Consider the following 21,101-nt stretch of genomic DNA (forward strand, 5'->3'; position numbering starts at 1 on the left):
TTTCATTCCCTTTTACTCCATAATTATCCACTTATCGCGCAACCTCTTACCTTATATTCTTAATTAGAGAACTGAATTGCTGTACAATTGGAGAAACTTGATGATACGTGCTTGCAATCTGTCCTACAGTGGATATAATTTTGTCAAAATCAAGCTGCCCATTTCCATTTTGGAAATAGGACATCGGATTTGCTGCAGACTGTCCTGGATTACCATTTATGTTTTGCATAAAATTAGGATCATGATTGGCATTTGGATTCATATTAGGATTACTTCCAGAATCCGCAAATTCCGCATTCGTTTGGACCTGATTAGTCCACTGACTTGGTAGCTCAGGCTTTGCAAAAAAGTCATATGGAGTTTGATGCTGTTCCGCTCCGCTCCAGTTCTGATTCGAATAGGATGTGTGATATGGGTACAGATTATGATTAACTGGAGGGGAATAATGTGGTTGATTGTAAGGTCGATAGTGCATTCGTACACACCTCTTTTTCGTTTTCCTATTTACAATAATTTATGCTCGATTGTGAAAAAGTGTGTAGATGACATGGCCAGCTATTCTCTAAAACCGTTTGATTTTTGATCCAAATTCGGAATTATCATCACTTATACCTAATTCATTTTTGATTTTACTTTCTTGATATCCAAGGATAGGATCGTTTTCATCAATAAATGTAGCTGGAGTTCCATAGACCCCCATCCCCTGAAGTTCCTCCATATTCGCGTGATTAGCTGTTATACTTTTCTTTTCATAGGAGATATTATATTTATCCAGCAATGATAGCACCTTATCGCACTTCAAATTATTGTCACTAATATATACCGTAACATGTGAATAACGCATTAATGATTCCTCCTGAAAATTTGCCTAAACAAGTATTTACCATACTACTTTTATACCCAGTGACGGCTTCCAATAAACCAAAACATTTGCGAAATTTAACAATCATATTACTAGAAAACGTTGCTTCACAACATGCTTGTAATTGCATTTTAGTAAGGAAAAAGGTTATTTCAAATATAAAAAGAATCTCTTAATCAGATGACTAATTGAGATTCATTGTTCAAGTACAGTATCAAATTTTCTTAACTGTGGTTCCCAGCTTCTTTAACAACTCTATTGCAGTGTCTTTTTCCTCATCATTTAAACCATTCATAATCGTTTTAAGTTTCTCCCAATGTGCCGGAAAAATACTGTTTAATAATTCTTTGCCTTGATCACTTATACTTGCATATGTTACACGTCTATCATTAGGACTGGCCTCTCGAACGAGATACCCCTTTTTCTCAAGCTTATTAACGATATATGTTATACTGCCACTCGTCATTAGAATCTTATCCCCAATTTTTTGCATTGGTTGTTTTCCTCGATGAAAAAGCAGCTCTAATACAGCAAAATCCGTTAAGTTCAAACCTTTTGATTTAATATCCATTTCAGCTTGTTCTATAATAGCTCGATATGCCTTTGCTAATACAACAAAAAGCTTCAGTGAAGAATCTTGTTTCTTCACTATTAATGTTTCCTCTGTCAAGACAGTCCCCTTCTCTCGTTATCTTAATTATCTACTCACACAGTATCTATATTACATACAACTTTTTCATTCAGTTGATGTCCTCTATTTCTTATCGGCTCTATCTATACGAACTTTAGCCCATTAATGTTTCAAAACAATAATTAAAAGTCTGAACTTTCACCACACTTAATTGCTTACATTTTAATGAATTAATATTTCGAAAATATAGGACTAAAGCTTTGTAAATAATGTGTAAAATTCCAAAATATGACTAGCTTTTTATATAAGAATACTATTTAATAGAAATGTAACACAATTTTTACAATACATAGGAGGGTCTACATGAAAAAACTTTATAGCTTGTTGCTTGTTCTCGCATTAGCACTAGTATTAGCAGCCTGCGGCGGGTCAGACGATTCAGATTCAGGTGAAGAATCTTCGAACAGCAACGGTGATGATTCAGCAAGCAGTGAAGGTATGATTCCAGATACATTGGTTATGGGATTTGTACCATCACAGGACTCAGATACCATTGCTAATACAGTTGAACCATTAGCAGAGCGTTTAGGTGAAGAATTAGGGATTGAAGTTCAAGGCGAAGTTATGACGAACTATAACGCTTTAGTTGAAGCAATGGGAGCGAACCAAGTACACATTGGCTTTATTCCTGCGTTCGGTTATGTTCTAGCTAACGAGCAATATGATGTTGAAGTTATTCTAAAATCCATTCGCTACGGAGCAGGTACGTATAAAGCACAATATGTAGTTCATACAGATTCTGGCATTGAGAGTCTTGAAGATTTAGAAGGAAAAATTTGGGCATACGCTGATCAAGGGTCTACATCTGGATACCTATTCCCTGCCAATCAATTAATGGAAGAATTCGGTTATGATACTGCAACTGAATTAGAAAGTGATTTCTTCAGTGCTACAGTCCAAAGTGGTGGCCATGATAATGCTGCAATTGCTGTGTTAGAAGGTGATGCAGACGTTGCAACTACATTTGACGATGTACGTACTGAGCTTGAGGAAGAATATCCAACTGTAATGGAAGATTTAACTATTATTGATTATACAGATGAAATACCAAATGACACAATTTCCGTGACAAAAGATTTGGACGCAGAATTTGTGCAAAAAATTAAAGACACATTCTTATCATTTAACGATGATCCAGAAATGATTGAAATTATGAACGAAGTATACAACTGGGATGAAATTGACGAAGCAACGGACGAAGAATATCAGGTTGTAAAAGATACGTACCAAAAATTCAAAGATAATATTGAACTTTAAGCTAGAGGAAGGGGGGGGAGTTGCAGCTCCTCCTTTTTTCACATTTCATAATACTTTTATTTTAAAATCTAGTATACTAGCAATAAGCTTGTACAAGCTTCACTTTATTTATATTGGAGGAAATACATACGATGATCGAATTTAAAGACGTTGGCCTTGTGTACCCAAACGGTACAGAGGGATTAAAAAAGATTAACGTTACAATTAACGATGGTGAGTTTGTTGTTATTGTAGGTTTATCTGGAGCCGGTAAGTCCACGTTTATCCGCAGCATTAACCGTTTGGTTACACCAACATCTGGTTCCCTTCTCGTTGATAACGAGGACATCCTGAAGTACCGCGGTTCTGATATGAGAAAACTCCGTACAAAAACAGGGATGATTTTCCAAAACTACAATTTAGTTAAGCGTTCGAATGTACTTAAAAATGTGCTAGCTGGCCGCCTTGGTCATACAAGTACATTACGATCTATTTTCAATTTGCATAAAAAAGAAGATGTTGGCTTAGCATACGAAAGCCTTCAGCGTGTAAATATTGCAGAGAAAATTTACAATCGAGCCGATGAGTTAAGTGGTGGTCAGCAACAGCGTGTCAGTATTGCCAGAGTACTTACTCAACAACCAAAGTACATTTTAGCAGACGAGCCTGTTGCATCACTTGATCCACCAACATCCCATCAAGTCATGACCTATTTAAAGAAAATCAATAAAGAAGATAATATTACAACAATTGTTAACCTGCACTTTATTGATATGGCAATGGAATATGCTGATCGAATTATTGGAATGCGGGCAGGAGAGGTTGTATTTGACGGGCCTGTTTCTGAAGTTTCAGAAAGCACATTCGAGGAAATTTATGGACGTTCGATACGTGAGGATGACTTGCGTGGGGGGGCAGACGAATCGTGACAAACGAAAACAATTCTGTGACTACCAAAAAAGTACCATCCATCTATCCAGCTAAAACAAAAATACAAGTAACCGTTATATTTTTTGTTGTGCTTGGTATCTATTTATTTAGCATGACTTGGACCCAGCAGCAAATGGTCGGTGGTTTTAGCGGTGCATTTCAAAATGTATTTCAAGTTATTGAAAAGTTTTTCCCGCCAAATACAGCCGTCATATCAGCTATTTGGGGACCAATGGTAGAAACCATTCAAATGGCAATTATTGCTACAACCGTTGCCGCAATTCTTACGGTTCCACTCGCTCTTTTAGCGGCACAAAATGTTACGACATTTAAGCCATTATATTACATTACTCGAACATTTTTAAATTTATTGCGGACGATACCTGATTTAGTATTGGCTGTTATCTTTGTTGGTCTATTTGGAATTGGGTTATTTCCTGGAATTTTAGCCCTTATCATTTTCTCATTAGGGATATTAGCAAAGTTAATAAGTGAGACAATTGAATCGGTGGACATGAATCCATTGGAAGCAATGCGAGCATCTGGCGGGAACGTATTACAGGTTATTTGGTATGCATTAATTCCGCAAGTGCTGCCACAGTTTACTTCATTAGTGCTTTACGTTTTTGAAATTAATATTCGTGCTTCTGTTGTACTGGGATTAGTTGGTGCGGGTGGGATTGGTTTAATATTAAACCAGCAACTGGGCTTTTATAATTACCCAAATGCCATGATGATTATCATTCTTATCTTTGTAGTTGTCATTGTTATTGAATATATTAGTACGAAAATAAGGGAGGCATTGCTGTAATGAAACATTATTCTTTACCTCCAAAACCAAAAAATTCAGCTTTTAAAAAGATTAGAAATATCGGTATCACAATACTAGTCGTCGCGATGTATGTATGGACATTTCTCAGTATTAATATTGATTGGGGACGTGCCATCGAACGTGCAGCAAATAACTTCTCTCGCGTGATACCAAGATTGTTCAGCCCGGATTGGGCGGCGACTAGTGATGTAGCAATGAGCATGCTCGAAACCGTATTTATTGCATTTGCAGGGTCTTTAATGGCAGCCGTTATTGCTGTTCCATTGGCATTCCTTGCTGCCCGTAATATGATGGGCGGCGTCATTGCTTCAACAATCGGGAAATGGATACTCTCTGCTGTTCGTGCATTTCCAGACATCATTTTAGCGATCCTATTCGTTGTAGCTGTAGGACCAAATGCATTCGCTGGGGTTCTAGCCATTGCAATTGGCTCGACTGGGATGCTAGGAAAGATGTTCTCGGAGATTATTGAATCCATAGATATGAATGTTGTTGAAGCAATGGAAGCAAGTGGTGCGAACAAACTGCAAATTCTATTTTACGGAGTGCTTCCGCAGATTACACCGGAATTCTTGTCCTATGCTATCTATCGATTTGAGGTAGATATTCGAGCCTCTTCCATTCTCGGCATCGTAGGAGCGGGCGGTATAGGTACCATGATTATCTTTGCATCCAGCAACCGAAACTGGAATGAAATGGGTACGATTTTACTTGCGATTATCATTGTCGTCACAATCATCGACTTTGCTTCGGCAAGAATCAGACGTAAAATTGTTTAAGACGTTATAACAATTACGATGTCCCTAAGGTTTCCTTTGGGACATCTTTACTGTAGGAAGGATGTTTTATTTTGCATACGCAATCATCAATCACACTGCTCTACACAAGTGATATTCACGGCAACGCAATGCCTATTTTGTATGGAACAAATGAGGAAGCTCCAATTGGTTTAGCCAAATATGCCACCATTGTGAAACAAATTCGGCAACAAGAAGAAAACTTAATCGTAGTTGATAATGGAGATCTTATTCAAGGCACACCGTTAATGACACATTATGTAAAGAAACATCAACATCATGAGAATCCGATGATTGGAATTATGAATCGAATTGGTATTGATGCTGCTGTGGTTGGTAACCATGAATTTAATTTTGGAGAAAAAATACTAACAGATGCAGTCAACCAATCTAGCTTTCCATGGGTATCGGCAAACATTTTGGATAAAGAAACAAAGGAACCGAAGTTTGGTCCTCCGTATATTATAAAAACGATGAAAAACGGGATTAAAGTTGCCATTGTTGGTGTCACAACCCATTTTATCCCTAATTGGGAAGCACCGGCACATATTAGAGGGATTCAATTCCAAGATGCATTTACCACTTTAGAAGGTTGGGTTAAGAAGATTCGAGATGTTGAAGATCCAGATGTGCTCATTGCTTCTTACCATGGCGGATTTGAGCGGGATTTAGAAACTGGTGAACCAACGGAGCCTTTCACAGGGGAGAACCAAGCATATCAAATGTGCGAACAAATTAAAGGGATTGATGTTCTTTTAACAGGGCATCAGCATCGTCAATTAAACGATATGCTTCATGACATACTAATTCTACAGCCTGGTAATAATGGACAAGTATATGGAGAAGTTCACATCGATCTAGAAAAAAAGAATGGAAAATGGAAGATTATCGAAAAGAGAGGCACTCTTCATACATTCGAAAACACGGAATCAAACACAGATATAATCGATTATATGCAGGAAATGGAGGCATCGACACAGCAGTGGCTGGATCAGCCGATCGGATCCATTGAAGGGGATATGACAATCACCTCTTCATTTGACGCACGAGTTAAAAAACATCCATTTATCCAATTTATTCAGGATGTACAAATGGCGGAAAGTGGTGTTGATATTTCAGTTACGTCACTTCTTAATAATGCATCAACTGGCTTTAAACCTGTTGTCACCATGCGAGATATCGTATCAAACTACATGTATCCAAACACACTTGTCGTTCTTGAATTGACTGGTGAAGCAATTAAAGCTGCCTTGGAAAAAAGCGCCGAATACTTCACTGTTTTAGACAATAAACTAGCCGTTAATCCAAGTTATATTGACCCGAAGCCGCAGCATTACAACTATGATATGTGGGAGGGAATAAATTACACCATTCATGCCTCTAATCCAGTCGGTTCACGTGTAACTGCTGTCACCTATCATGGTAAACCGCTTGATCACAGTAAGACGTATCAGGTTGTATTAAATAATTATCGTGCTTCTGGTGGAGGGAATTACGACATGTTTAAAAATAAGCCCGTTATTCAAGAAATTCAAAAGGATACCGTTGAGTTGATACGAGCATACTTTGAAAAGCATAAAACCGTGCAAGCAACCGTGAAGAATAACTTTCGTGTGATTGTATAACTATCTCGAGGTGATCAGGTGTATAGGGGATGAGAAACTAGCTCTGTTTAGGGTGGTTCGATTCGGAGAGTGGTGCTATAGCGAGGTGGGATGGAGCTTTATTTCGGCGTTTGGTGCTTTAGCGAGGGACGATGGTGCTTTATTTTAGTGTTTGGTGCTATAACGAGGGACGATGGTGCTTTATTTTAGTGTTTGGTGCTATAACGAGGGACGATGGTGCTTTATTTTAGCGTTTGGTGCTTTAGCGAGGGACGATGGTGCTTTATTTCGGCGTTTGGTGCTATAACGAGGTCGAATGGTGCTTTATTTCAGTATGTAGGATCTAATTGAAATAAAATGCAAAGCGCCTGACCTAAAGGCAGGCGCTCCTTGCATCAATCATCAATTTCTAAATCCATAAACAGAATTTCTCCTGTATATGCATCGATCTCTATCTCTGCCTCATTGTCTCCATCTGCTATTTCTACTTCATAGATAAGCCGATCATCATCATCGTCGAGTTCAATTCCTTCTATCGTTCCTGAAAATTCAGCTAATGCAATACTTCGCGCTTTATTCGTTCCAATTACTGCTTTTTTTGCCTGCTGTTGCTTCGATTTAGGCTCAGAATTATTCGTTTCATCATTAGTTGACTTTACAGCTGCTTTTCCAGCTTCAGATTTTGAATCTTCACTCTTGTCACTGTTCAGTTGGTTTAAAGGTTGTTTTTCTTTTATAGTGATTTCATTTTCATCTTGTTTTTCCTGCTTATTTGCGGTTGGTTTAACTTCTTGATCAGCCTCTTGTTTATTTGCTTTCGACTTTTCCGTTAAATCCAATACCTCACCAGTATTTCCATCAATTAACAGATTATATTTTTGACTATCAATTTCTAGATTGACTTTATAAACGGGATTTTTTGACTCATCATCCAACCCTACTTCCGTAATTTTCCCTGGATATTGATCGTCCACCTGTGTCATGACATCTTTTCTGGTAAGATTAGGCTCGGCTTTTACAATAAGCGAGTGTGAAATGCCAAGCCCCAGGATTGTAACCGTGATGATCGCACCTAGCAATATAATAAGCTTCTTTCTCATTTAGGCCCCCCCTTTTTTCAGAACGACTTTATCAGTCGTCGTCTTCGGTATCAATTTCCATTTCTAAAATTTCTCCGGTTAATGCATCAATTTCAAATTCAGCCTCTTTATCGCCATTTCTTACTTCCATCTCATACACGTAACGTCCGTCATCCTCATCCAGCTCAAACTCTTTGATTGTTCCATCGAATTCCTTCAATGCAATTTCTCTTGCTTTTTGATCTCCGATTAAATTCTCAACGGATTTATTCTGTGCAGCTGTAGTTTCACTTTCATTCTTTTTGTTGAAATTTGTTTCTTTGTGCTTTTCATTTAGAACTTCACCTGTATCGCCATCTAATTTCAATTCATATTCTACACCATCACCTTCAATTTCTACCTCATATACAGTTTTATTACCTTTCTTATCAACTTCCAACTCTGTAACCGTTCCTGGATATTGATTTTGAATCAGATCACTAATTTCTTCCGAAGATAAAGTTGGGTTTGCTTGTGCTGCATCTGAATGATAGACCCCCATCCCAATAACTGCTGCCGCTGTTACAGTACCAATTGCAATACCTAATTTCTTTTTCATTTGTAATTCCTCCTTGTTTTCTTGTTACCTTTATCTTAAACAGGTGGAATGAAAGTGCACTGTGAATAAGATTAGAATTTGATGAGAAAAAAATAAAGTTTTTATCAGAAGACTTTTCCACTAAAAAAAACTGACAGCGTTCAATCGCTGCCAGTCTGTATCTTAATCATCGATATCAATGTCTAAGACCAAAATCTCCCCTGTGTAGGCATCGATTTCGACCGTTGCCTCATCTTCTCCGTTCTCGATTTCTATTTCATAAATTTTTCTTCCGTCATCCTCATCTAGCTCTAAATCTACGACAGTTCCAGCAAATTCTTTAAGCGCAATTTCTTTAGCTGCATCTTGACTTAGCATTGCATTGGATGCACCGTTTTCCTTTTTCTCTTCCGTTTGTCCAGGTTCGTTTGTGCTTGGTTCTTTATTAGAATCGTTCTCTTCTGCTTGATTATTATCATTTTGTTCGCTGCTTTCAGTTGTTGCTTCACCTAATATTTCTAAGTCAGTCACTTCACCAGTATTTCCATCTAATGTAACAGCATAGTTATTTCCTTTGCTTTCAATTCTAACTTTATAAATTGCCCCATCTTCATTCTTTTCTAGATCCGTTGTTGTAATTGTTCCTGGATATTGCTCTTGAACAAGATTTTCAACTTCTTCCTTCGACAACTCTGGCTCGGAGGATGAAGCACCCGATTGATAGATACCAAACCCTAAAGCAAGGACTCCAACGAGACAGACTCCAGCAATAATTAGCTTTTTTCTCATAGATTCACTCCTCTCGTTATAGAATCCATTTTACTATTATAAAAACAAAACCTGTGCTACTCCCTATACGGCAAACAAAGCGTAAAGGTCGATCCTTCTCCAACTTTACTGGATACAGAAACTTCTCCATGATGCTCCTCTGTAATTACCTTTGCAATTGCTAAACCGAGTCCTGTTCCACCAGTTTCTCTGCTTCTCGCTTTATCCACGCGGTAGAAACGGTCGAATATCCGCTTTTGCTCATCTTCATGTATTCCTTGTCCATGATCCTTTACTTGAATAATCACATCATCATTCAATTTTGAAGCACTGACATTTATTTTATCATTACTGTATTTTATTGCATTTTCGATGAGTATATAAATAACTTGTTCAAGTTGATCACGATTACCATAAACCATTAAGTCGTCTGCATTTTGCTGGAAATTAATCTTACGTGCATAAGCCCTCTCAAATGTTTCTACCGTCTCCTCGGTAAGCTCTCCGAGATCAACACGATTCATTTCTTGTGCTTGGCGATTTTTCGCGAGCGATAAAAGCTGTTCCACGAGCTTTTTCATTCGATCTGCCTCTGAATCAATCGCTTCAATTGACTCTTGCAGCAACTCGGGGTTTTCCATTCCTCGACGTTCTAACAGCTGTGCATAGCTTTTGACAATCTGTATTGGTGTTTTCAGTTCATGTGAAGCATTCGAAACAAAAATTTCTTGTTTTTCAAAGTTATCTCTCAAGTAATCGATCATCTCATTGAACGTCATTTCCATTTCGTATAGCTCATCCTTAGAGCGGTTTTCTAGATTGATTTTTTGCCACTTGGCATGCTTCGTATTATCCTTCATCGTTTGGATTAATTTCTGAATCGGATTTAATAAAAATCGCCCTAATAGTGTACCGGCAATGATAGAAGGTATCAGCATAATCGCACCTGCTACGATGAGTACATAGAATAGCGTCTTCATCGTTTCTTCTAAATGATTGAGATTGTTGGAAAGCTGCACGGTCACAATCTCACCGTTATTCCATATAACTGGTCTTGTAATAATAGCTACATCCGGTCCATTTGCCTGAGTTTCAATTGTTTTACTCTCTGTTGTCACATACTCCCATGGCAAGGTTTCATATGCTCCAGATTTCGTTTGTAGAATGAACGGTCTGTCATTTTCATCAATTACACGAATCATCCCGTTTGTTGGGAGGTAAGCTTTGATCAACCTTTTGGCTTCTTCATTCGATATATCTGGATTATCTGCTAGCGTTTCGGTAAGTGCATCCATTTGAACGGCCATTTGTTCAAGATCACTATCTGCAGCTATTTTATAAAACAAAAAGTAAATCGATGTATTAACTAATAAGACGAGTACAAGCATAAATAAACTAGTAAAAAGCTGTATTTTCGTCCGTAATTTCATGTCTCATTATCCTTTATCGTATATCCGACACCTCGAACAGTTAGAATATATGCTATGTCATAGTCTTTATCGATCTTTTGTCTCAAATAACGAACGTATACATCTACCACATTCGTATCGCCATAATAGTCAAATCCCCATACTTGCTCGATTAATTGCTCTCTCGTTAATACGATATTTTTATTTTTTAATAAGCAGACAAGTAAATCGAATTCACGAGGTGTTAGTTCAATTAATTTACCTGCTCGTTTAACTTCGTGACCATTTAAGTTTACAGCTAGATCTCCAACCGATAACAGCTCGCCGGTAGCGTCTTTTTGAACTGGCTTTCTTAAATGCACCCGGATGCGTGCAAGCAATTCCTCAATTTGGAATGGCTTCGTAATATAATCATTTGCACCAAGATCTAGTCCACTCACCTTATCGTGGATCTCATCCCTTGCTGTCAATAAGATAACCGGCGTTGTTTCGTCGTTTCTTCTCACTCTTCGCAGTACTTCTAATCCACTTAATTCCGGAATCATGATATCTAATAATACAAGATCCCAGGATTTTTCTTCCATTAATCGAAGTGCCTCTTTCCCATTTGCAGCAATTTCAGTTTGATAGTTTTCATATTCTAGTTCAAGTTGCAGAACACGGCTAATCTTCTGCTCGTCCTCCACAATCAATATTTTAGTTTCACTCAAAATCCCCACCAACTTTCATTCTAGGTATTATTACTTTTTTAATTTTATAATTTTATTTGCTATTATTATACTATAGAAACCATCGCTGGAACGATAGTCCCTATTACACATTTTAAAGGAAGGGTGTTCACTATGTTAGCATTAGACCACCTAATTATCGCTGCAAACGATCCTGAAAAGGCAGCACAGCAATTCGCACAAAAATATGGGGTTAAAGTCATCCAAGGAGGAGAGCACCATAATTGGGGAACGTATAATTATCTTTCTTATTTTTAAAATGATTGTTATATCGAATGGCTTGGTATTTTCGATGAAGCCCTCGCAAGAAAATCTGGTAACCCATTGATTCACCAGCTTGTCAAAGCTTTAGATAATCATGTGGAAGCGCCGATTCAATATGCCCTTCGCACCAATCAAATCGATGCATATATAGCGCATTTTAATGCAGAGGATATAAGCTATAATGGCCCAATTCCTGGCAGCAGGAAAAGAACTAATGGTTCGACATTAAATTGGCGCATGCTGTTCCCACTCTCAGAAAGCACCGCGCTTCCCTTTTTAATTGAATGGGGTACTGAGAAAAATGTCCCCGAAGATAACGATTTAATCAATGAACAAAAGCTTCATACTGTTATGACTCCTCATGATGTTCAGGCATATTCGTTACGTGTAGAAAACGGTGCTGTGAATTTAGAAAATGCTTCTTTATTTATAAAGCAAGGTAAAAATTTAACGTTTACGTTTGCTTAAATGGTTCATTAACAATAACGATATAAAAAACAACACCCGATCATTTCCAATCATGATCGGGCGTTTCATTAACCTAATTGCTGCTGTAAAAATTCTGATACAGACTCAGGTGACTTCGTATATGCGCTATGCTGATGGGCAAGCTTCTCACCATTTTGGAAAATCAAAATACTTGGAATTCCCATTACCTGATGGTTTTCTGCAACACCTGCCACTTCATCGCTGTTCACTTCATACCATTTATAATTATTAAATTCTTTTATAACATCACCAATAAACATGTCCAGCACTTTACAATCTGGACACCAGTCTGCGTAAAATTTAACAATTACTGGTTCGTCACTTTGAATGATTTCATTAAACTGCTCAGCCGTTTGAATAGCTTCCATAACTGTTCACTCCTTTTTCCTTTTAACAATGATTATACGCTTCTTTCATTTCTTTTTCACGTTACTTGTATTCAATTCTTCCAAGCGTAATGGCAGCAAGAAGACCAGCGATAAAGGTTGCCACACTAACGAGCAGCATCGGCACGCTCTCTGGCCATCCAGGGAAGACAGCAAGGCTCGAGCCTATAACCAATCCAATGATTACAGCAAATGTACCGGTATAATAATGATTCAGGAAAAATGCGACAACCTTGCTCATCACAATAAATCCTATCGCAATTCCTAACCCAGTAACAATAATAATATCGAAATAAAGATTACTTATAGCTGAGATGATTGTGGAGTATACACCAATAAGCAATAGCATAAACGACCCACTAATACCCGGAATAATCATTGCACTGCTTCCAATAAACCCTGAAAAGAAAAGCAAGATGTAAGTAGAAGTTGTAACATTTTCAATTACTGTTCCTTCATTTGGATTTAGAAAAGCCAACATTGCAACAACAATTGCCCCAATCCCCAACATCACATAATGCTTCGATTTAAATTTCTGTTTAGCTTCTGCTTTATAAAATAAATATGGCAGGACCCCAAGGATTAATCCGAGAAAAAAGAACTGCGTTGGTCCCGGATAATGCTCAAACAGCCATTCAATCAAACTCGCAAGTAAAAAGATGGCTATTACCATCCCAAGTCCTAAGGGAATTAAAAATCCGATATGTTTTTTCCATTCCTTACTAAAGATGCCGCTGATAGCAGCAATCAGCCTATCATATATTCCTAGTAAAACAGCTATCGTTCCACCACTTATACCAGGAACTAAATCTGTAGCTCCCATTAATAGGCCACGATATATATTTCTCCATTCCATCTATTAACGATCTCCTTTATGTACACGAACTATAATAACTGCAATGTTTATCATACCAAAAAACACCAACAAATTATAGAAAAACCTGTATACGAAATCCCCATCTTCTGGAGAAAAGATGGGGGGCCATTATTATTCCATAAACTCAAGCTCTGGCATCCATTGTGACAGATGCGCTTTTATTTCCTTATAGTGTTGATGCGCTCCTTTAAGCTCATCCTTTGTTAGAGTGTACATTGGTGTCACTTCATAATTTGTAAAATCCTCACTAAATGTCACATAGGTTGGCATGAACTTCGGTGAATGAACTTCCAATTCTTCTGCATCACCTTTGACTGTTTTTTTAATGGAAAGTGTTAATATTCCACCAATTCGCTGGTACAGATCCTGTTGATTCGAAAGGAAATTTCCTAATGAATACATTACAAAGGTTTCATGTCCATCTTTACCTGTCACCCACTCCATTGGCTGCAGGACATGTGGGTGATGGCCAATTACAATATCGACTCCTTGATCAGCTGCAAACTGTACAAGCTCCTTTTGTTCTTCATTTGGCATTCGCTCATTTTCATTCCCAAAATGGAGGCTTAATGTAACAATATCCGCTTTTTCCTTTGCTAGCGCTACTTCCTCGGCAATACGATCTTTATCAATCATATTCACTAAATAGTCTTTGCCCTCTGGCACAGGAATTCCATTTGTTCCATACGTATAAGAGAGAAACGCAATGGATATATCTTCTTCTGTTTCATAGATTCGTAGATTTTCACGATCCAGCTGATCTTTATATGCACCTGTATACATCATATCAATTGTTTCCCATTGACTAATTGCATTTTGAATCGCAGCCTCACCACGATCTAACGTATGGTTATTAGCCAATGTAACAACATTGACACCTACCGCTTTCAATGCATCACCAACTTCAAAAGGACTATTAAAGGAAGGATATGAGGATAATCCAAGCTCTTCTCCACCAATCATCGTCTCTTGGTTTGCTACTGTTATCGTTGAAGCCTCTAATGTATCTTTGACCCTTTCAAGCATAGGAAGAAAATCATATCCTCCCTCTGTCTTTGCATCCATATAGACTGGACTATGGATAAGAATATCACCAATCGCTGAGATTGTAATTTCTTTACTAAAGCTCGGGAATTCTTTAGAAGCAACGACTGAACCTCTAACTGCATTGCCTTTACCATTCGTTACAACTATTTTATCTGCACATCCAACTAAAATAAAAGCAGCTACACATAATAATGCAAGCAAAATAGTTATCCGCTTTTTCATATAATAATCTCCTAACCTGTATTTGTCTCCATTCTACCATCGTTATGACAAATTGTGATTAGAAAATCTAAAATTCGATAATAGGATTTTTTATAATTCATTTTTTCTTTCATATACACATTGCAGATAGCAATATAGGGCTCTTTTAAAAATAGTTTTATGGAAGGGATGTCGGACATAAGCATAAATTTCTTTTGTTAGCAGAAAGTAAGTCGTGTGTAATTCATTTCAGCTTTTGCTATAATATTAGTAATAAGAAAAAATTCCTATATTACCAATCCCAATTCATACATATAATTACTGAGGTGTTGCGTGTGAAACGATATCTTACATCCATTTTCATTGCTTTAAGTGGGATTATTATTCTCATTGGGGTTATGTCTGACATATACTGGGGTGGTGTTGCAGCTTGGGGGTTAGCTATTATTTGCTTACTAACCGCAGCGTATTATACCAAATATATCCCCAATGAAAAAAAACGTAAGAAATCCAAATAATAATATTTAAGCAATAGTACTTACTAACCGGTTACTACAGCAATCCAATTATCCGAAGCATACATATTATGAGGTAAACGATCGACTAGTGATTGGGGGAGATGAAGTGAACACAGAAAAAAACAGAGATACTGCTTACTGTCATAATGAATATGATCCATTGAAAAAGGTAATTACGGTTTCTCCACGCTATATGCAAATTAATGAAGTGATCAATCAAACCCAAGCGTATTATGTAAACGATAATATTAATCAAACAAAAGCAGTAGAGCAACATTCCAACCTTATCCATCACATGGAATCCATTGGGATTGAGGTTATCAAACTGAACGAATTAGAGCACTTGAATGAGCAGGTGTTCACGCGTGATATCGGTTTTACGATTGGAAATACGTTTTTTGTATCTGCAATGAAAGAAGACATTCGTAAAAAAGAGCAGAACATATTATTAGATTGGCTACAGCGAAACAAAGTTGCTTATTTTCCATTCGAGACGGCATCAATTGAAGGTGGAGATGTCATTATTGATCATTCAAAGGTTTGGGTCGGAATCAGTGACCGTACTTCTAAAGAGGCAGTAGCTGTTCTACAAAGCCAGCTTCCGAATCATGAAGTATCTCCCATTAAGTTACGAAAAGATATTCTTCATTTAGACTGTATTTTCAATATTATCGATGCTCAAACTGCATTAATCTATCCACCAGCTATGGATTCTGATGCTTATCTTATGTTAAAAGAAGAATATACACTCATTGAAGTAACAGAGGAAGAACAATTCCACTTAGGTCCCAATGTACTTTCACTTGGAAATAAACACGTTATTAGCCTGCCTGAAAATAAACGCATGAACCAAAAATTAACCGAAATGGGCTTTCGAATCACCGAAGTACCGTTTTCTGAAATTATTAAGTCTGGGGGATCCTTTCGCTGCTGTACGTTACCATTAATTCGAACGTCCTGATAAAGTGAAATTTCATTCATTGGGGATATTACAGCTCGCTAATGTATGCTAAAACAAATACCAGCCTTCTAGTGAAGGCTGGTATTTTAATATTATAGTTTCATTTGAATAAAACCTGCTACTTAATTCTTTACTCTTCTCGCAAAGTCAACAAATCGAAATTTGTCCGGTCGATGCCTAGACTCTGTGCACTGAAATAAATTAGCATCCTGTAAATAAACCTGACTTCGGATAACGACAATATTTGAGAAACCTTCTAAGTCCAATAATTTCCGGTCCTCTTCTGTTGGATCTTCCACGACAATTTCTTTTTGTGCAAAACCAATCTCCAGTCCTAGATTATTCTCGATATGATGATAGATTGATTTCTCACATATATCCAGGGAAAGCAAGGGAACATAACGCTCCGTGAAGTAATCTTTATCCAAAATAATTTTCTCTCCTGAAATCTCTCGCACTCGCACAACATTCCAAATGCGCTCACCTTGCGTCATTGCTAACATTTTAGTTATCTCATGATTAGCGTCCAGGTACCCCAACTGATGCACTGCTGTGCTACTCTCCAATTGAAGCTTCTCTGCCAGCTCTGCATAGCTTTCAATACCGGAAACAGGAAAAGAAAACTTATGAATATCAATCACAACCGATCCCTTTCCCCTCACCTTTTGAATATAGCCATTGTGCGATAACAGATTTAACGCCTTTCGTATTGTTTCTCGTGAGGTGTCATACTGAATCGATAATTCATTTTCAGAAGGTAACAGCGTAGATACCGGCCATGTATTTGCTTGTATTTTGTTTACTAAATCATCGTAAATTGCTAGATATTTCTTTTGCATGTCTTAAACCTCATTACGTTGCATAATCAAGAGGAACTTGCTTCACTCAGCAAGGGCTCTGTTTCAGCAAGAATATGACCTAAAATAAAATCCCAGCGATTTTATCACGCTTGGAGAAGGGATATTACATCCCCGGTGATGCGTGATAAACAATCGATTCATAAGGTCTTAAACTTAACTGCTCCAGCGACTGTGGTGAATCAGCGTAATTGGATAACAAAATTTCTGGATTTGCTATTTTCTTGTCCAGCTGTAAATCTACCGTTGCATTATCTCCAGAAAAATTACTTATAACAATCAGCTTTTCGCCATTCCAGTTTCTTGTATATGCAAATATTTTAGGATCATCCTCAAATAGTAGCTGGTAGTCCCCATACGTAATAATATCATATTTCTTCCGTAATTGAATCAACTGCTGATGGTGATAAAAGATAGAATTTTTATCCTCTAAAGCTCGATTAACATTGATCTCAGGATAATTAGCTGCAACATTGATCCATGGCGTTCCAGATGTAAATCCTGCATGCTTTTCATTAGACCATTGCATTGGTGTGCGCCCATTGTCACGTGATTTTTGCTGTAAAATCGCTATTGTTTCCTGTTCTGATTTTCCACTGTCTCGTAATGATTTGTACGCATTTAACGACTCTACATCACGGTACTCATCAATGGAAGTGAAATTAGGATTTGTCATCCCAATCTCTTCACCTTGATAAATATATGGCGTACCTTTCATCATATGAAGTGTGGTGGCAAGCATTTTTGCTGATTCACGGTGCAGCTTCGTATCATCACCAAATCGCGATACAGCACGCGGCTGATCATGGTTACACCAGAATAAAGCATTCCATCCGTTTTCTTCGTGCATCCCAACCTGCCAATCCGAAAGAATTTTCTTCAGCTTCAAGAAATCAAATGGAGCTTTTGTCCACTTTTCTCCATGTGGATAATCCACTTTCAAATGATGAAATTGAAATGTCATCGAAAGCTCTTGTCGCTCAGGTTGTGTATAAAGCACACAAGCTTCAAGTGAGGTTGACGACATTTCACCGACCGTCAGCATATCGTATTTTGAGAATACTTCCTGATTCATTTCATTTAAATATTCATGGATGCGGGGTCCGTCTGTATAAAATCTGCGACCATCCCCAATGTCGTCATTGGGAAAAGTTTGATCTTTTGAAATTAAATTAATAACATCAAGCCGGAATCCATCAATTCCTTTTTCCGCCCAAAAACGCATCATATCAAAAAGCTTTTCACGCAGCTTTTCGTTTTCCCAATTCAAATCAGCTTGTGTTCGATCAAATAAATGCAAGAAATATTGTTCCGTTTGTTCATCATATTGCCAAGCAGAGCCACCGAATTTGGATTGCCAATTGTTTGGCTCTTCCCCATCAACCGGATCTTTCCAAATATAGAAGTCACGATATGGATTATCCTTGGATTTCTTTGCCTCTTGAAACCATTCATGCTCTGTTGATGTGTGATTAATAACAAGATCCATAATCAGCTTCATATCACGTCGATGTGTTTCTTCTAATAGCTCCTCAAAATCTTCCATGGTTCCGTAGCCTGGTTCAATGGAATAGTAATCACTGATATCATATCCATTGTCATTTTGCGGTGATTTATAAACCGGTGTTAACCAAATAACATCGACACCTAGTTTTTTCAAATAGTCTAATTTCGAGATAATACCTTGAATATCTCCTGTTCCATTTCCTGTTGTGTCGTGAAAACTTTTTGGATAAATTTGATAAACGACTGACTTTTTCCACCATGCTTCGCTCATATTTTCACTCCTAATCTAGTTGAATTAATGTGTATTTAATTTTCGTTTTGCAATAACGTACGTAATGACAAAAGGTAAAATGATTACAATTGCCATTCCGATACCAAACGAAACCCATCCAGATGGAACAATGGAAAGAATTCCTGGTACTCCGCCAACACCAATGGAGGTTGCAAGTACATTTTGCATCGTAATAAAGGCACCAGCAATAGCAGACCCTGTAACTGCTGCATAGAATGGATACTTATATTGCAGGTTAACTCCAAACATGGCTGGCTCTGTAATTCCTAACCAAGCCGAAATCCCAGACGTACCTGCAAGTCCCTTTAATTTCTCCTCTTTTGCAACTGCCATTATCGCAAATGCTGCAGCACCTTGCGCAATGTTAGATAGTGCAAGAATTGGCCATAAGAATGTCGTTTCTGTACTGCCAATCAGCTGTAAGTCTACTGCTAAGAAGGTATGATGCATTCCCGTGATAACTAATGGTCCATAGATTGCTCCGTATACGAGACCACCAATGATTGGTGCCGCTTCAAAGATAGCGATCAAACCGTCTGTAATCCAGTTTCCCACTGTAAACGTGACTGGCCCAATAATAATGAAGGTTAAAAAGCCTGTAACGAGTAATGCAACTGGAGCAACGATTAATAATTGCAACGAATCAATAACACGTTTTCTCATAAATAGTTCAATCTTTGCTAATACCCAAGATGCAAATAATACTGGCAATACTTGGCCTTGATAACCAATCGCCTCAATTTCGAACCCGAATAAATTCCATGTTGGTACTTCTCCAGCCTCTAGTGCTGCCCCATAAGCCCAAGCGTTTAATAAGTCTGGATGAACCATGATTAAACCAAGTACAACACCTAACAGTTCACTTCCACCAAATCGTTTCACTGCAGACCAACCAATTAAGGCAGGTAAGAAGGTAAATGCAGTATTCGCGATTATATTAATCATACTTGCCAGGCCAGCCCACTGTGGATACATTTCAATCACTGACGGTGCTTCTCTGCCAAAGATTCCAGGGTTAGCTAAGATATTATTAATCCCCATTAATAGTCCTGCTGTAATAATTGCAGGAAGAATTGGAATGAAGATATCTGCCAATACTTTAATTCCTCGCTGTAATGCATTTTGCTTATTGCCACCAGCAGCTTTCACATCCTCTTTCGATGCCTCCTGGATGCCGGTTTCATTGACCATCGCCCGGTAAACTTTATCTACGGTCCCTTGTCCAATAATAACCTGAAACTGACCGTTAGCAGAGAAAGTTCCTTTTACAATATCCATCTGTTCTAATGCTGCTTTATCAACCTGATCCTCATCTGTTAAAGCAAATCGAAGTCTGGTAACACAATGTGTCGCCGCTTCCACGTTTCCTAATCCACCAACAGCTGTAACAATGGCTTCGGCTTCCTCACTATACTGTGTTCCCTTTTTTGTGATTGTTGAACGTTCTTCTTTCTTTTCTTCTTTTATGTTAGCCTTTAGAAACTGACTCTCTCCGGCTATAACACTTTCTTCACCCGTTTTCTCCAGGTTCTCAATTTTATCTCCATTTGTAATTATAATTGGTGTAATGACACTAGCGGCTTTCCGCTTAATTAATTCAAAATCAAAGGTTACAAGCGGATCTCCTATACTTACTTGATCGCCTTCATTCACATGAACCTCAAAGCCTTCTCCATCAAGATTAACTGTTTCTAATCCAATATGGATAAGGATCTCAATTCCTGATTTACTTTTTAATCCAATTGCATGCTTTGTTGGAAACGTAAGTGTTACTTCACCATCAATTGGCGCAACTACTTTTCCCTCCGTCGGCTCAATTGCAAGTCCATCACCCATCATCTTTTCTGAAAAGGTTGGGTCTGGAACATCTTTTAATGGTATGCGCTTACCAGTAAGCGGTGCATATATTGACTCTACTGCTCGCGTTTTCTCTTCGTTCACCATCCTAAACCTCCTATAATGCTTGTTTATATTATACTCCTAAACTTGTATATACATGTTATGTTAATTAGTATAACTTGTATATACAAGATTTGCAAGTGCTTACATAGGAGTTGTTTTGGAAAAGGTGTGTCACGTTTACCTTTCCCTTTATAATGCGCAACTAAAACCAATCATTTTTCAATGAACAAAAGCGCAAGCACCCGGGTAGCAAGTTATCCACAGCATTCAATTTTTATAATTTCCTGT

Annotated in this window: 21 protein-coding genes and 1 pseudogene; 8 read left to right on the top strand and 14 right to left on the bottom strand. The window is 37.9% G+C overall.

The window, feature by feature from the left end; genetic code table 11:
• Positions 1–46 precede the first annotated feature (46 nt).
• The 3 genes from D1B32_RS14435 to D1B32_RS14445 all read right to left on the bottom strand — a co-directional run bounded on the left by D1B32_RS14435 (position 47) and on the right by D1B32_RS14445 (position 1,532).
• Entirely contained in the window at positions 47–475 is a 429-nt protein-coding gene (locus tag D1B32_RS14435; protein ID WP_095311862.1) for a YppG family protein, read from the bottom strand.
• An 87-nt stretch (positions 476–562) separates the two neighbouring features.
• Complete coding sequence (locus D1B32_RS14440; RefSeq protein WP_118889733.1) at positions 563–844, bottom strand: glutaredoxin family protein; 282 nt, start codon at positions 842–844, stop codon at positions 563–565.
• A gap of 232 nt (positions 845–1,076) precedes the next feature.
• Positions 1,077–1,532, bottom strand: a complete 456-nt coding sequence (locus D1B32_RS14445) for a MarR family winged helix-turn-helix transcriptional regulator (protein ID WP_240033798.1) — start codon at positions 1,530–1,532, stop codon at positions 1,077–1,079.
• A 324-nt stretch (positions 1,533–1,856) separates the two neighbouring features.
• On the opposite strand from D1B32_RS14445, the gene D1B32_RS14450 reads away from it, so the two are divergent.
• From D1B32_RS14450 to D1B32_RS14470, 5 genes are all read left to right on the top strand, one after another.
• On the top strand, positions 1,857–2,810 hold the full coding sequence (locus D1B32_RS14450; protein WP_118889734.1) for a phosphate/phosphite/phosphonate ABC transporter substrate-binding protein: 954 nt from the start codon (positions 1,857–1,859) through the stop codon (positions 2,808–2,810).
• A gap of 131 nt (positions 2,811–2,941) precedes the next feature.
• Entirely contained in the window at positions 2,942–3,718 is a 777-nt protein-coding gene (gene phnC / locus D1B32_RS14455) for a phosphonate ABC transporter ATP-binding protein (protein ID WP_118889735.1), read from the top strand.
• Positions 3,715–4,530 (top strand): phosphonate ABC transporter, permease protein PhnE, encoded by an 816-nt coding sequence (phnE, locus tag D1B32_RS14460; protein WP_118889736.1) that lies wholly within the window; start codon positions 3,715–3,717, stop codon positions 4,528–4,530. The genes phnC and phnE (D1B32_RS14460) overlap by 4 nt, the downstream gene beginning before the upstream one ends.
• Positions 4,530–5,330, top strand: a complete 801-nt coding sequence (gene phnE, locus D1B32_RS14465) for a phosphonate ABC transporter, permease protein PhnE (RefSeq protein WP_095311852.1) — start codon at positions 4,530–4,532, stop codon at positions 5,328–5,330. The genes phnE (D1B32_RS14460) and phnE (D1B32_RS14465) overlap by 1 nt, the downstream gene beginning before the upstream one ends.
• Positions 5,331–5,401: 71 nt before the next feature.
• Positions 5,402–6,973, top strand: a complete 1,572-nt coding sequence (locus D1B32_RS14470) for a bifunctional metallophosphatase/5'-nucleotidase (protein ID WP_118889737.1) — start codon at positions 5,402–5,404, stop codon at positions 6,971–6,973.
• A 374-nt stretch (positions 6,974–7,347) separates the two neighbouring features.
• Here D1B32_RS14470 and D1B32_RS14475 read toward each other — a convergent pair whose 3' ends face one another.
• From D1B32_RS14475 to D1B32_RS14495, 5 genes are all read right to left on the bottom strand, one after another.
• On the bottom strand, positions 7,348–8,052 hold the full coding sequence (locus tag D1B32_RS14475; RefSeq protein ID WP_095311845.1) for a PepSY domain-containing protein: 705 nt from the start codon (positions 8,050–8,052) through the stop codon (positions 7,348–7,350).
• A gap of 31 nt (positions 8,053–8,083) precedes the next feature.
• Positions 8,084–8,629, bottom strand: coding sequence for a PepSY domain-containing protein (locus D1B32_RS14480; protein WP_095311843.1), 546 nt, complete (start codon positions 8,627–8,629; stop codon positions 8,084–8,086).
• Positions 8,630–8,791: 162 nt separating this feature from the next.
• Positions 8,792–9,397, bottom strand: coding sequence for a PepSY domain-containing protein (locus tag D1B32_RS14485; protein ID WP_095311841.1), 606 nt, complete (start codon positions 9,395–9,397; stop codon positions 8,792–8,794).
• 56 nt (positions 9,398–9,453) lie between these two features.
• Entirely contained in the window at positions 9,454–10,806 is a 1,353-nt protein-coding gene (locus D1B32_RS14490; RefSeq protein WP_095311839.1) for a HAMP domain-containing sensor histidine kinase, read from the bottom strand.
• Positions 10,803–11,495, bottom strand: a complete 693-nt coding sequence (locus tag D1B32_RS14495; protein WP_095311838.1) for a response regulator transcription factor — start codon at positions 11,493–11,495, stop codon at positions 10,803–10,805. Before D1B32_RS14495 ends, D1B32_RS14490 begins: the two co-directional genes overlap by 4 nt.
• Before the next feature lie 132 nt (positions 11,496–11,627).
• Between D1B32_RS14495 and D1B32_RS14505 the strand changes: the two are divergent.
• Positions 11,628–12,245 (top strand): annotated as a pseudogene (locus D1B32_RS14505) (VOC family protein).
• Positions 12,246–12,313: 68 nt separating this feature from the next.
• Here D1B32_RS14505 and D1B32_RS14510 read toward each other — a convergent pair.
• From D1B32_RS14510 to D1B32_RS14520, 3 genes are all read right to left on the bottom strand, one after another.
• Positions 12,314–12,634, bottom strand: coding sequence for a thioredoxin family protein (locus D1B32_RS14510; protein WP_095311832.1), 321 nt, complete (start codon positions 12,632–12,634; stop codon positions 12,314–12,316).
• A gap of 61 nt (positions 12,635–12,695) precedes the next feature.
• Positions 12,696–13,508 carry a DUF368 domain-containing protein gene (locus D1B32_RS14515; RefSeq protein WP_095311830.1) on the bottom strand — a complete coding sequence of 271 codons (813 nt, stop codon included), beginning with the start codon at positions 13,506–13,508 and terminating at the stop codon, positions 12,696–12,698.
• A 132-nt stretch (positions 13,509–13,640) separates the two neighbouring features.
• The gene (locus D1B32_RS14520) at positions 13,641–14,798 is read right to left on the bottom strand and encodes a CapA family protein (protein ID WP_118889738.1); all 1,158 of its coding nucleotides are present in this window, start codon (positions 14,796–14,798) and stop codon (positions 13,641–13,643) included.
• Positions 14,799–15,112: 314 nt separating this feature from the next.
• On the opposite strand from D1B32_RS14520, the gene D1B32_RS14525 reads away from it, so the two are divergent.
• Positions 15,113–15,295: a hypothetical protein gene (locus D1B32_RS14525; protein ID WP_095311826.1), complete on the top strand. Its 183-nt coding sequence runs from the start codon at positions 15,113–15,115 to the stop codon at positions 15,293–15,295.
• A gap of 106 nt (positions 15,296–15,401) precedes the next feature.
• Positions 15,402–16,256 carry a dimethylarginine dimethylaminohydrolase family protein gene (locus tag D1B32_RS14530; RefSeq protein ID WP_240033799.1) on the top strand — a complete coding sequence of 285 codons (855 nt, stop codon included), beginning with the start codon at positions 15,402–15,404 and terminating at the stop codon, positions 16,254–16,256.
• 122 nt (positions 16,257–16,378) lie between these two features.
• On the opposite strand, the gene treR is transcribed toward D1B32_RS14530, so the two are convergent.
• The 3 genes from treR to treP form a co-directional block, all read right to left on the bottom strand.
• A complete protein-coding gene (gene treR, locus D1B32_RS14535; protein WP_095311824.1) occupies positions 16,379–17,095 on the bottom strand; it encodes a trehalose operon repressor in 717 nt (238 codons plus the stop codon).
• 124 nt (positions 17,096–17,219) lie between these two features.
• Complete coding sequence (gene treC / locus D1B32_RS14540; protein WP_095311823.1) at positions 17,220–18,890, bottom strand: alpha,alpha-phosphotrehalase; 1,671 nt, start codon at positions 18,888–18,890, stop codon at positions 17,220–17,222.
• 24 nt (positions 18,891–18,914) lie between these two features.
• On the bottom strand, positions 18,915–20,852 hold the full coding sequence (treP, locus tag D1B32_RS14545) for a PTS system trehalose-specific EIIBC component (RefSeq protein WP_240033800.1): 1,938 nt from the start codon (positions 20,850–20,852) through the stop codon (positions 18,915–18,917).
• Positions 20,853–21,101 lie beyond the last annotated feature (249 nt).

Source organism: Oceanobacillus profundus (assembly GCF_003515705.1).
Lineage (GTDB): Bacteria > Bacillota > Bacilli > Bacillales > Amphibacillaceae > Oceanobacillus > Oceanobacillus profundus.

What these genes read in the sequence shown, in the direction of transcription:
- D1B32_RS14435 (WP_095311862.1), bottom strand. Translation starts at nt 475, where the DNA reads ATGCACTATCGACCTTACAATCAACCACATTATTCCCCTCCAGTTAAT.
- D1B32_RS14440 (WP_118889733.1), bottom strand. Translation starts at nt 844, where the DNA reads ATGCGTTATTCACATGTTACGGTATATATTAGTGACAATAATTTGAAG.
- D1B32_RS14450 (WP_118889734.1), top strand. Translation starts at nt 1,857, where the DNA reads ATGAAAAAACTTTATAGCTTGTTGCTTGTTCTCGCATTAGCACTAGTA.
- phnC (WP_118889735.1), top strand. Translation starts at nt 2,942, where the DNA reads ATGATCGAATTTAAAGACGTTGGCCTTGTGTACCCAAACGGTACAGAG.
- phnE (WP_095311852.1), top strand. Translation starts at nt 4,530, where the DNA reads ATGAAACATTATTCTTTACCTCCAAAACCAAAAAATTCAGCTTTTAAA.
- D1B32_RS14475 (WP_095311845.1), bottom strand. Translation starts at nt 8,052, where the DNA reads ATGAGAAAGAAGCTTATTATATTGCTAGGTGCGATCATCACGGTTACA.
- D1B32_RS14480 (WP_095311843.1), bottom strand. Translation starts at nt 8,629, where the DNA reads ATGAAAAAGAAATTAGGTATTGCAATTGGTACTGTAACAGCGGCAGCA.
- D1B32_RS14485 (WP_095311841.1), bottom strand. Translation starts at nt 9,397, where the DNA reads ATGAGAAAAAAGCTAATTATTGCTGGAGTCTGTCTCGTTGGAGTCCTT.
- D1B32_RS14490 (WP_095311839.1), bottom strand. Translation starts at nt 10,806, where the DNA reads ATGAAATTACGGACGAAAATACAGCTTTTTACTAGTTTATTTATGCTT.
- D1B32_RS14510 (WP_095311832.1), bottom strand. Translation starts at nt 12,634, where the DNA reads ATGGAAGCTATTCAAACGGCTGAGCAGTTTAATGAAATCATTCAAAGT.
- D1B32_RS14515 (WP_095311830.1), bottom strand. Translation starts at nt 13,508, where the DNA reads ATGGAATGGAGAAATATATATCGTGGCCTATTAATGGGAGCTACAGAT.
- D1B32_RS14520 (WP_118889738.1), bottom strand. Translation starts at nt 14,798, where the DNA reads ATGAAAAAGCGGATAACTATTTTGCTTGCATTATTATGTGTAGCTGCT.
- treR (WP_095311824.1), bottom strand. Translation starts at nt 17,095, where the DNA reads ATGCAAAAGAAATATCTAGCAATTTACGATGATTTAGTAAACAAAATA.
- treC (WP_095311823.1), bottom strand. Translation starts at nt 18,890, where the DNA reads ATGAGCGAAGCATGGTGGAAAAAGTCAGTCGTTTATCAAATTTATCCA.